This is a genomic window from Rugosimonospora africana (assembly GCF_016862975.1).
Taxonomy (GTDB): domain Bacteria; phylum Actinomycetota; class Actinomycetes; order Mycobacteriales; family Micromonosporaceae; genus Rugosimonospora; species Rugosimonospora africana.
The window spans coordinates 181,950-191,695 of sequence record NZ_BONZ01000009.1; the positions used below are offsets into that span (position 1 = coordinate 181,950).

11 protein-coding genes are annotated in these 9,746 nt (G+C 71.4%); 5 read left to right on the forward strand and 6 right to left on the reverse strand.

Going from position 1 to position 9,746, the window contains the following annotated elements:
• Nucleotides 1-117: 117 nt before the first annotated feature.
• Both Raf01_RS04740 and Raf01_RS04745 read right to left on the reverse strand, forming a co-directional pair.
• Nucleotides 118-369, reverse strand: a complete 252-nt coding sequence (locus Raf01_RS04740) for a WhiB family transcriptional regulator (protein ID WP_203916460.1) — start codon at nucleotides 367-369, stop codon at nucleotides 118-120.
• A gap of 340 nt (nucleotides 370-709) precedes the next feature.
• Entirely contained in the window at nucleotides 710-1,669 is a 960-nt protein-coding gene (locus tag Raf01_RS04745) for a diacylglycerol/lipid kinase family protein (RefSeq protein ID WP_203916461.1), read from the reverse strand.
• A 36-nt stretch (nucleotides 1,670-1,705) separates the two neighbouring features.
• Here Raf01_RS04745 and Raf01_RS04750 point away from each other — a divergent pair, with 36 nt between their 5' ends.
• Both Raf01_RS04750 and Raf01_RS04755 read left to right on the forward strand, forming a co-directional pair.
• Nucleotides 1,706-2,098 (forward strand): hypothetical protein, encoded by a 393-nt coding sequence (locus tag Raf01_RS04750; RefSeq protein WP_203916462.1) that lies wholly within the window; start codon nucleotides 1,706-1,708, stop codon nucleotides 2,096-2,098.
• Nucleotides 2,099-2,121: 23 nt separating this feature from the next.
• On the forward strand, nucleotides 2,122-2,925 hold the full coding sequence (locus tag Raf01_RS04755) for a FadR/GntR family transcriptional regulator (protein WP_203916463.1): 804 nt from the start codon (nucleotides 2,122-2,124) through the stop codon (nucleotides 2,923-2,925).
• A gap of 81 nt (nucleotides 2,926-3,006) precedes the next feature.
• Here the strand turns inward: Raf01_RS04755 and Raf01_RS04760 are convergent, their stop codons facing one another.
• From Raf01_RS04760 to sodN, 3 genes are read right to left on the reverse strand one after another with little or no spacing between them, the layout of a single operon-like run.
• The gene (locus Raf01_RS04760; protein ID WP_203916464.1) at nucleotides 3,007-3,432 is read right to left on the reverse strand and encodes an ATP-binding protein; all 426 of its coding nucleotides are present in this window, start codon (nucleotides 3,430-3,432) and stop codon (nucleotides 3,007-3,009) included.
• A gap of 17 nt (nucleotides 3,433-3,449) precedes the next feature.
• Nucleotides 3,450-4,037 (reverse strand): GNAT family N-acetyltransferase, encoded by a 588-nt coding sequence (locus tag Raf01_RS04765; RefSeq protein ID WP_373319465.1) that lies wholly within the window; start codon nucleotides 4,035-4,037, stop codon nucleotides 3,450-3,452.
• On the reverse strand, nucleotides 4,034-4,444 hold the full coding sequence (sodN, locus tag Raf01_RS04770; RefSeq protein ID WP_203916465.1) for a superoxide dismutase, Ni: 411 nt from the start codon (nucleotides 4,442-4,444) through the stop codon (nucleotides 4,034-4,036). Before sodN ends, Raf01_RS04765 begins: the two co-directional genes overlap by 4 nt.
• A gap of 73 nt (nucleotides 4,445-4,517) precedes the next feature.
• Between sodN and Raf01_RS04775 the strand changes: the two genes are divergently transcribed.
• The 3 genes from Raf01_RS04775 (at nucleotide 4,518) to Raf01_RS04785 (ending at nucleotide 7,165) form a co-directional block, all read left to right on the forward strand.
• Entirely contained in the window at nucleotides 4,518-4,820 is a 303-nt protein-coding gene (locus tag Raf01_RS04775) for a S24/S26 family peptidase (RefSeq protein WP_275412954.1), read from the forward strand.
• Between the two features lie 172 nt (nucleotides 4,821-4,992).
• Nucleotides 4,993-6,156: an NAD(P)-dependent malic enzyme gene (locus Raf01_RS04780; RefSeq protein WP_203916466.1), complete on the forward strand. Its 1,164-nt coding sequence runs from the start codon at nucleotides 4,993-4,995 to the stop codon at nucleotides 6,154-6,156.
• A 46-nt stretch (nucleotides 6,157-6,202) separates the two neighbouring features.
• Nucleotides 6,203-7,165 carry a zinc-binding dehydrogenase gene (locus Raf01_RS04785; protein WP_203916467.1) on the forward strand — a complete coding sequence of 321 codons (963 nt, stop codon included), beginning with the start codon at nucleotides 6,203-6,205 and terminating at the stop codon, nucleotides 7,163-7,165.
• Between the two features lie 134 nt (nucleotides 7,166-7,299).
• Here the strand turns inward: Raf01_RS04785 and Raf01_RS04790 are convergent.
• On the reverse strand, nucleotides 7,300-9,746 hold a 2,447-nt coding region (locus tag Raf01_RS04790), incomplete at its 5' end, for a helicase-associated domain-containing protein (RefSeq protein WP_203916468.1).

Below are 9,746 nucleotides of genomic sequence, written 5' to 3' on the forward strand. Positions count from 1 at the left end.
TATTGGCTGCTCGTATTGACCAGGGTACAAACAGTGACACCCCGGAGTGAGTTCTCACCCGGGGTGCCTGTAGGGTCCTGCATTGTGACGCGGTCGGTTCGGAACGTGAAGTGGAAGCTACAGCGAAGCGCGCACACGCATTCCGCCGCGACGCTTGACCGCGCGCCGTTCCTCTTCGCTCATTCCGCCCCAGACGCCGGCGTCCTGTCCGGAATCGAGAGCCCACTGGAGGCAGTCGTCGATCACCGAACAGCGCCGGCAGACCGCCTTGGCCTGCTCGACTTGCAGGACGGCCGGGCCGGACGTCCCAATCGGGAAGAACAGTTCGGGGTCTTCGTCGCGGCAGGCAGCACGGTGGCGCCAGTCCATGGCGGCAACACTCCTTGAATCGGTAGCAGTGATTGCGCTTTTTCCTCTATGCGTCCCGCGGTGCTCACTACCTAACGATTAGTTAGGCAACAAGCAGCGCGTGAGCAGGCAACGTGGCCGTAACTCGGCTCGCTTGTGAATACTTTCACGAACTACTGCGATGTCAAGAGGGATACTCAGAAAAAGTCTGAGCGGGTGAGCGACCTCACGTCCGCTTTGTGGCGATTATCGAGTACCCCATACCCCGGCTTGCGACAGTTCGTAGTCAATGTAGTACAGTACGTTCGTTGCTGCCGGCATTTCCCGGCAGGTGTCCCGTGTCCCAGACACCTAGTGTTCGTCACCAGATTACGCGAAGAGCGGTCGGTACGGCGACGAAGCGCACTTTGTCCCTTTCGCCCAGATAATCGCCGTCCAGCTGCAGGGCCCTCGGCGCATCCGCGTACAGCGTGAACTCGGCGGTGTCGTGCAGCGTGAGCACCGACTTGCCGTGCGGTCCCCGGGTCCGGTCCAGGCGCGCCGAGTGCGGCGCCATCCCGTCGGGCATGAGCAACTGGCCCAGGGTACGGGCGAAGCCGGGCGTGTGCAGGGAACGGACCCCGAGCAGATCGAGCCCGAGATCGAACGAGGCGTCCGGGCAGGCGTCGATCGGGCGCTTGCCCAGATAGGTCCACGGCGTGGTGTTCTGCACGATCACCGTGTCCAGGTCGGGGTCGGCCGCCTCGCCGGGCCGTTCGAGCGTGATCCGCCCCCGGGTACGGCTCCCCGGGGCGAGATATTGGCCCGCCAGGGCGCGGAAGTACAGCAGCGGCGTCGAGGTCGTGCCCCGGCGTCGGGCCTGCTCGACCTTGCGGATCACCTCGGCGTCGAGCCCGAAGCCGGCGCAGAACGTGAAATACCGGTCGTCGGCGCGCCCCAGGCCGATCGTGCGCGACCGCCCGGCGCGCAGTGCCTCCAGGAGCACGCCGGTCGCCTCGACCCAGTCGTTGGGCAGGCCGATCGCCCGGGCGAACACGTTCGTCGATCCACCCGGTACCACCGCGAGAGCCGGCACGCCCGGGCCCGGGCCGTCTATGAGAAGCCCGTTGACGATCTCGTTGACCGTGCCGTCGCCGCCCAGCGCGACCACCACGTCGACGCCGTCCTTGACCGCCTGCTCGGCGAGGCTGGCGGCGTGCCCGCGGCGCTTGGTGTAGGCGACGTCGAGGTCGACCTCGCTGCGCAGCGCCTGAACGAGCACGTCGCGGACCCGTCCGCTGGTTGTCGTGGCGCGGTGGTTGACCACCAGTAGCGCCCGCATGGCTGGCACTGTACCGGCACCCCCTAACCTGGGCTGGTGGTGACTGAGCCGAAGACCGGTGACCGGGCGAGTCTGCGCGCGGCGATCTGGCTGCTGTTCGTCGAAGCGGTCGGGGTCCTGGTGGCGACCGGATTCCTCGGGTACGCCGCCGCCACCCAGCCTACGGTCAGCGCGTCGAGCGCCATCGTGTCGGTGGTCTTCCCGCTCGGGCTGGCTGCCGTACTCGCGCTGCTCGCCTGGCAGTTGCGCCGGCGGCAGGCGTGGGCGCGCGGCCCATCGATCGTGCTGGAGATGCTCATGGTGCCGGTCGGGTACTACATGGTCGCCGGTGGCGCGGCCTGGATCGGGGTACCGGTCATGATCATTGGTCTCGTCGGGGCCGGACTCCTCCTGGCGCCGTCGTCGCGGGAAGCGCTCGGTATTCACTGAGCGGTACCGTAGGCTAGCCATCCGTGAGCGAGCGTCAGCGGGCGGACGAGACGGTTCGGCAACACACGCGGGTTCCCGCGTACCAACTTCTGGCCGATGACCTGCGGTCCCAGATCACTTCGGGGGTGCTGCGGCCGGGTGACCGGCTGCCCACCGAGCCCGAACTGTGTGCGCACCGGGGAGTCAGCCGGAGCACCGTGCGGGAGGCTCTGCGACTGCTCTCCAGCCAGCGGTTGATCATCACTACCCGCGGGGTGACCGGTGGCAGCTTCGTCGCCGTACCCAACCCGTCCGAGCTGGCCGAGTCGATGTCGGCCGGGGTGCGGTTGCTGCTGTCGACGTCGGCGGCGGGGGTGGCCGAGCTGATGGAGGTTCGCGAGATGCTCGAGGTGCCGGCCGCCGGGCTGGCGGCGCGGCGGCGCACCGAGGCGGACCTGGAGCGACTGCGCTCGACCATGTTCGACCCGGAGAACGACGAGCTTCCGGTCCGGCTGGCCGCGCATCGCGCCTTCCACGTCGCCCTGGCCGCCGCCGCGGGCAACCCGCTGTACGAACTGGTCACCGGACCGCTGTACGCGATCACCGAAGAGGTCCAGCAGGCCGACCTGGCCCCGCAGAACACCTGGCTGGGCATCGACGCGGAACACCGGGAGATCCTCCGGTGCGTGGCGGCCGGCGACGGTCCGGCGGCCGAACGCGCGGTGACCTGGCATCTGGCGCGGCTGCACCCGGCCCGGCCGGGGACCCCGCACCGGCCGGTGGTGCCCGAGCAGATCCGGGCCGGCAGGCGCGGCCCGGCGACCGCTGCGGGCGTCCGGCAGAGCTGAGCCGCGAATCTTCCTCGCGGCGGCTGCGCAGCCCGGTCGGCGGAGTTCGGTTGCCGACGGCCCAGCGGGCGGCAGCGAGTCCTACGTGGGGTTGGTCCGGTTCTTGACCAGCCGGATCGTCGCCTGCTCGTCGGTGGTCTCGGTGCTGACCGTGCCGGCCAGCGCGGTGAGCACCTGCCAGGAGAACGACTGCCCGCCGGGCAGCGCCGCGCTGTCCTTGACCGGCGCCGTGACGTTGATCGCCAGCGCTTCGGGTGTGACCTCGAACTCGCACGTGAGGTCGGCTCCGGTCGGCGCGACGGCCAGCAGCATGGCGCACGCCTCGTCGACCGCGATGCGGAGGTCCTCGATCTCGTCGAGGGTGAACTGGAGCCGGGCCGCCAGTCCGGCGGTCGCCGTACGCAGCACCGCGAGGTAGCTCCCGTCTGCGGGCACGACAAGCACGACGACGTCGTCTTTGCGCGTCGCCGCCGCATCGCCAGGTGCGAGCTGAGTCAACGGTGCCATCCCCCCCAAGGATGACTTTAGGGGGTAGTAGCTACATCGTGTGGGGCGCCCTGCGCTGCGACGGTGGGATTAGGGGCTTCGACAGGGTCCCGAGGGGGCTGCGGGCCACCGGAATGGGGGCTCGCGGTCTCGGCGAGGCGGGCGAGCGGGGCACCGGTCAGCCGGTAGGGCAGCCACTCGTCCATCGGTACCGCCCCGATCGCGTGGTAGAACTCGCGCGCCGGGTTCCAGTGCAGTACCCACCACTCCAGGCGGGCGTACCCACGTTCGACGCAGATCTGGGCGAGGGTGGCCAGCAGCGCCTTGCCGATCCCGCCGGCGCGGGCCTCCGGCCGCACGTACAGGTCTTCCAGGTAGATGCCGTGGACGCCGGCCCAGGTGGAGAAGTTGAGGAACCACAGCATCATGCCGACCGGCTCGCCGGTGGCGTCGACCGCGACGTGCCCGTACAGCGCCGGGCGCTCTCCGAAGAGAGCCGCGGTCAGCTGCGCGGTGGTGAGGTGACAGTCCTGTGGTGCCCGCTCGTACTCGGCGAGTTCGTGGACCATCGAGACAATGGCCGGCACGTCCTCGGGACGTGCCGGCCGTATGGTCGCGGCGCTCACGCCTGCTTGGTCTCCCAGAAGATCTTGGAGATTTCCTCGATCTTGGCGAGCAGCTGCTCAGCCGTCGACGCGTCGGTCGACGACTTCGCCCCGCCGGGGCCTCCGCCGGCCAGCTTGGTGGCCTCGTTGAACAGGCCGTGCAACTGCGGGTACTTCTCGAAGTGGTTCGGCTTGAAGTAGTCGGTCCACAGCACCCAGAGGTGGTGCTTGACCAGCTCGGCGCGCTGCTCCTTGATGATCAGCGCCCGGGTCCGGAACTCCGGGTCGGTGTTCGCCTGGTACTTCTCGTCGATGGCCTTGATTGACTCGGCCTCGATCCTGGCCTGGGCCGGGTCGTACACGCCGCAGGGAAGGTCACAGTGGGCCCGAACCACGGTGGCCGGGGTCAGGAAGCGTGGCAGTCGCATCAGGATCCTCCTGGCTATTTTGCGATGATCGCTCTCACCGGGAACCCTACTCCTGAGAGGAGGTGCGGGCCGCGTGGACTCGTGGTTCACAGCGCTGGTGCGGGAGCCGTCAATGGTGCCCACCCTCCGCGACGGAGACGCGATTCTGGTACGGCGTACCACGCGGGTTCGCCCGGGGGACGTGGTGATCGTGGAATTCGCCGGACAGGACGGGCTCATGGTCAAGCGGGCGGTACGCCCGGTGGACGACGGATGGTGGGTCGAGGGCGACAACGCGTTCGTCCAGGACGATTCCCGCCGGTACGGGCCGGCGACCGTGGTGGGTCGCGTGCTGCTGCGCTGGTGGCCCCGGTTGTCCCTGATCCGGCGACGTTGACCCTGGCAACCGGAGCGTGCGTGCGCGGGCACTATGCTCGGGCCCAGTACCCGGGTGACCCCCGCGAATACCGCGCCCGACGTCGGCCGACAGTGCTGGCCCGGCGGCCGCCGGCCAAACCGTAAGCGCCGTCGGCGAAAACCCAACGCGACGAAGCATTGAGGGGTTACCGATGTACCAGGAACCGGTTTTCGAACTTCACCGCGGCGGCAAGATGGCGATCACCGCGACCGTGCCCCTGACCACCCGCGACGACCTCTCCCTGGCGTACACGCCGGGAGTGGCCGAGGTGTGCCGGGCGATCGCCGCCGATGAGTCGCTCGTCAACACGTTCACCTGGGTGGCCAACACTGTCGCGGTGGTAACCGACGGCAGCGCCGTCCTGGGCCTGGGCAACATCGGACCGCGTGCCGCGATGCCGGTCATGGAGGGCAAAGCGGTGCTGTTCAAGCAGTTCGGCGGTGTGGACTCGGTACCGGTCTGCCTGGACACGCAGGACATCGACGAGATCGTGGCGACGGTGACCGCCCTGGCGCCCTCGTTCGGTGGGATCAATCTGGAGGACATCTCCGCACCCCGGTGCTTCGAGATCGAGCGCCGGCTGGACGAGGCGCTGCCCATCCCGGTGTTCCACGACGACCAGCACGGCACCGCGATCGTGGTCCTCGCCGCGCTGCGCAACGCGGCCGAACTGCTCGACCGCAAGCTCGGTGACCTGCGCGTGGTGATCAGCGGTGCGGGCGCGGCCGGGGTCGCGGTCACCAAGATTCTGATCGCCGGCGGCGTCCAGGCCGCGAACGTCATCGTCTGCGACTCGCGCGGCATCATCCACAGTGGACGCGAGGGGCTGGCCGGGGCCAAGCTGGAGCTCGCCTCCATCACCAACGGCACCGGCCGTACCGGCGCAATCGCCGAGGCGCTGCGCGGTGCGGACGTGTTCATCGGACTGTCCGGCGGTTCGATCGCGGAAGAGGGCTTGGCCGGCATGGCACCGGGTGCGATCATCTTCGCGCTGGCCAACCCGACGCCGGAGGTCGAACCGGCGGTCGCCGCCCGGTACGCCTCGGTGGTGGCCACCGGGCGCAGCGACTACCCCAACCAGATCAACAACGTGCTCGCGTTCCCGGGTGTGTTCCGGGGTGCGCTGGATGCCGGCGCGACCCGGATCACCGAGGGGATGAAGCTGGCCGCGGCCGACGCGATCGCCGCCGTGGTGGCCAATGACCTGCGTCCGGACGCGATCGTGCCGGCCGCGCTGGACCCGCGCGTGGCGCCGGCGGTCGCGACCGCGGTGGCGAAGGCGGCGGTCAGGGACGGCGTCATCCGGCAGGCGTGAGGTTCTTCACCGGGCGGCGGGCGAGCGGTACTGCTAGCGTCCGAGAATGCTCGCCGCCTACGCGTCCGCGATCGATCCAGACAACCCACTCGCCGGGCTGACCGTCGGCGAACTGGAGCCGGCGACGCCCGAGGACTGGGTGACCGTCGAGGTCCGGGCCAGTTCGCTCAACCACCACGACCTGTGGTCGTTGCGCGGCGTCGGGCTGCCCGCCGACCGGCTGCCGATGGTGCTGGGTTGCGACGCGGCCGGCGTGGACCCGGACGGCAACGAGGTCGTGGTCCACGCGGTGATCGGGTCGCGGGAGTACGGCGACGAGACCATGGACCCGCGCCGCACCCTGCTGTCGGAGAAATACCCGGGGACACTGGCCGAGCGGGTTCGGGTGCCGCGGGGCAACCTGGTTCCGAAGCCGGCCGAGCTGTCCTTCGCCGAGGCGGCCTGCCTGCCGACGGCGTGGCTGACCGCGTACCGGATGCTGCGCGTGCGGGGCCGGCTGCCGGACGGCGGATCGGTGCTGGTCCAGGGCGGCGGCGGGGGAGTGGCCACCGCCGCGATCGTGCTCGGCACGGCGATGGGTGCCCGGGTGTACGCGACCAGTCGCGACCCGGAGAAGCGGGAGCGCATCGCGACCCTCGGCGGCACCGCGGTGGAGCCGGGCGCCAGGCTGCCGGAGCGGGTCGACGTGGTGATCGAGACAGTCGGGGCGCCGACCATCGAGCACTCCCTCAAGTGCGCGAACCAGGGCGGCCGGATCGTGGTCTCCGGCGCGACCGCCGGGCACCTGGCGAACATCGACCTGCGCCGGGTGTTCTTCCTCCAGCTGGAGATCCTCGGCTCCACGATGGGTACCCGCGACGAACTCGCCGCGCTGCTCGCGCTGTGCGCCGCCGAGGGGGTACGGCCGATCATCGACTCGGTGTACCCGTTCTCCGACGCGCGCCGGGCGTTCGAGCACCTGGAGTCGGGCGAAGTGTTCGGCAAGCTGGTCCTCGACCACAAACGGTGAACCTGAACTGGATCAGGCAGGCTGATCCTCGTTGCCTGTGCTCGCCTCCGCCACAACCCGGCTCCGGCTCCGCTCAATCAGGCTGATCTTCGTTGCCTGTGCTCGCCTCCGCCACAACCCGGCTCCGGCTCCGCTCAGGCTGGTGCCACGGCCTCGATCCGGTTCAGCATGAACATCCGCTCGTCCTCGCGCAGCCGGCACCACGCCTCGATCGCCCCGCCGGCCAGCTCGATCTCCTCGATCACGCGGACCGTCGACCGCCCGTCTCCGTCGACGTACGCGATGCGTACCGCGCCGCCCGAGTCGATCGCGTGCGCCAGCAGGCGCTGCTCGTCCTCGTCGAGCGCGGTCGCCCGGGCTTGAATCACCGCCATCGTGTTCGTCGCCTCGGGGGCGGCCGGCTGCCCGAAGTCCACCACCGTGACGGTGCCGTGCCGCTGCCCGCCGGGCGCCCGCGCGGCGCCCGACTCGGCCGGCTCCGGCGCGTCGAGCAGCGCTTTCGCCAGCTCGGCGGGGTCGGCGAGGTCGCCGGCCGCCATCCGCCGGACCGCACGCTGCCGGGGCGAGGCCGCCGCCCGGCGCCGGTCCACCCGTTCCACCAGCGGCTCGCCCGAGGAGTCCTCGCCCACCGGCGCGTACCCGGCGGAGCGCAGCGCCTCCAGCGTGTCCCTGCGCGAGGCGGCGCTGCTCAGTACGGTCGGGGCCAGCTCACGCAACCCCAGCCCGGCAAGTGCGCGGCTGGCCAGCAGCTCGGCCAGGATGGCCGGGTCGCCGGCGTGCAGGACACAGCCGACCGTGCGTACCCGTAGCTGCCCGTGCCGGCGGGCCACGTCGGTCAACAGGTACTCCAGCGGCTGTGGCAGGGTTCCGCCGCTGGCAGCCGTACGCAACGCGTCCAGCAACTCGGTCGCCGTCTGTCCGGTGTCCAGGGCCCGGCGTACCGAGCCGGCCGTGAATCGCCACGTCGACGCCGTACCCCGGGACTCCCGGTCGGCCGCGCTGTCCAGCAGCCGGGCCAGCGCGGCGCCCGGCGTGCCGGGTACCACGGCGGTGAGGTCGGCCTGGAAGATCGCGGTCTCGGTGGCCGAGTCGAGCAGCGACCGGGCGGCCCGCCCCAGCGCGTCGGCGTCCAGCGCGACCAGTGCCCGGCCGAGCGGGGTCAGCGAGCCGTGCGCCACCAACCCGAGCCGGGCCGCCTCCGTCCACAGCGGACCGATGAACTCACCCGGCTCCTCGAACGACCCGGCCAGCACCGGAGCCCGCCAGCGCACCGCGTCGGTCAGGTACGACTCGTCGGCCACGCCCTGGTCGGGCGGCAGGGCGGCGGCCGCGGCGATCAGCTCCAGCCGCAGGTCCGGCATGAGCCGGCCGATCGGGTCGCGGGCCAGCGCCGCACCGTCCTGCCAGGGCGCCGCGGTCAGCCGGTACCAGGCGACCAGCAGCGGGGGCAGGCGCTCCGGCGGTTCGGCGGCGGCCCACTGGTCGTACGCCTCGGTGGGAAGCACCTCGTCCGGGGTGCTGGCCAGCAGCCCGGCGGTCGAGGCCAGCTCGATGGCCAGCCGTACCCCCGCCTCGTCGGCACCGATCAGCCGAGCCAGCCGGCGTTGCTCCCGGGTGCCCACCCCGCCGGCCTTCAGCCGGGCGATCGGCCCGGCGGCCAGCAGCGCGTTGACCTGGTCGACCAGCGCGCCCGCCGCGGCCGCCGCCTCCCGGGCGACCGCCTCGGCGGACACCGGCCTCGCCGCCGGGCTCGGCGGCCAGGGGTCGAACGGCGGCCGCCAGTCCGGACCGCGCAGCGCCAACGCGACCTCGCGCGGCATGACCAGCTGCTGCCAGCCGTCCGGGACGAGCAGTCCGTGGTGCACCGCCCACGCCTCCGGCCCGTGGTGGCGAGACCCGGCCGGGCCGCCGTAGCCGGTCGCCGGGGCGCCGAGCAACGGGCCGTGCCAGGCCAGCGCGTCGAGGATCTCCCGGGTCTCGGCCGGCGCGCGGCCGGTCAGCGCGCGGATCCGGTCGGCGTCGCCGTAGAACGCGGCCAACGCGGCGATCAGGTTCTTCTTCATCGGCGGGTCGGGCAGGTCCAGCTGCGCCGCGATGCCGCGCAGGTCACTCACCGTGCGCTGGGCCAGCAGCTCGGCGGCTCCGGGCCCGAGACGATGCGGGTACCCGATCCCGCTGGCCACCTCGCCGGCCACCGACAGCCGGCCGTCGTACTCCCAGGCCAGCGCTCGGTCGGCGAGCGCCGCCAGGGCGTCGTCCAGCCCGTCCTCGCCGAGCAGTTCGGCGAGCTGCGCCCTGGTCCGGCAGCCGTACGCGTGCACGGTCTCCAGTATCTGCAGGGCGGGCAGCGGTACCGACTGGAACGCCTCGGCCACCCCGAACCGCCCCTGCAGCCGGCCGGCCAGTTCGCCGAGGTGGCGGGGGACCGGCTCGGTCAGCGTCTCCGGCCGGCGGGCCAGCAGCGCGGCCAGCCGATCCGGTCCCAGGGTCCGCAGCCAGCGGGACAGCGTGGAGGTCACGGATAGCCAGGCTAGCGCCGCCAGGCCCGCCTGGTCTTTGGGCGGGCCGGTCAAGCGGCGGG

Bases quoted from the DNA above. Each gene is read 5' to 3' on its own strand.
- Raf01_RS04740 (WP_203916460.1), bottom strand. From the start codon at position 369: ATGGACTGGCGCCACCGTGCTGCCTGCCGCGACGAAGACCCCGAACTG.
- Raf01_RS04745 (WP_203916461.1), bottom strand. From the start codon at position 1,669: ATGCGGGCGCTACTGGTGGTCAACCACCGCGCCACGACAACCAGCGGA.
- Raf01_RS04760 (WP_203916464.1), bottom strand. From the start codon at position 3,432: ATGGCACCGTTGACTCAGCTCGCACCTGGCGATGCGGCGGCGACGCGC.
- sodN (WP_203916465.1), bottom strand. From the start codon at position 4,444: ATGCGACTGCCACGCTTCCTGACCCCGGCCACCGTGGTTCGGGCCCAC.
- Raf01_RS04780 (WP_203916466.1), top strand. From the start codon at position 4,993: ATGTACCAGGAACCGGTTTTCGAACTTCACCGCGGCGGCAAGATGGCG.
- Raf01_RS04785 (WP_203916467.1), top strand. From the start codon at position 6,203: ATGCTCGCCGCCTACGCGTCCGCGATCGATCCAGACAACCCACTCGCC.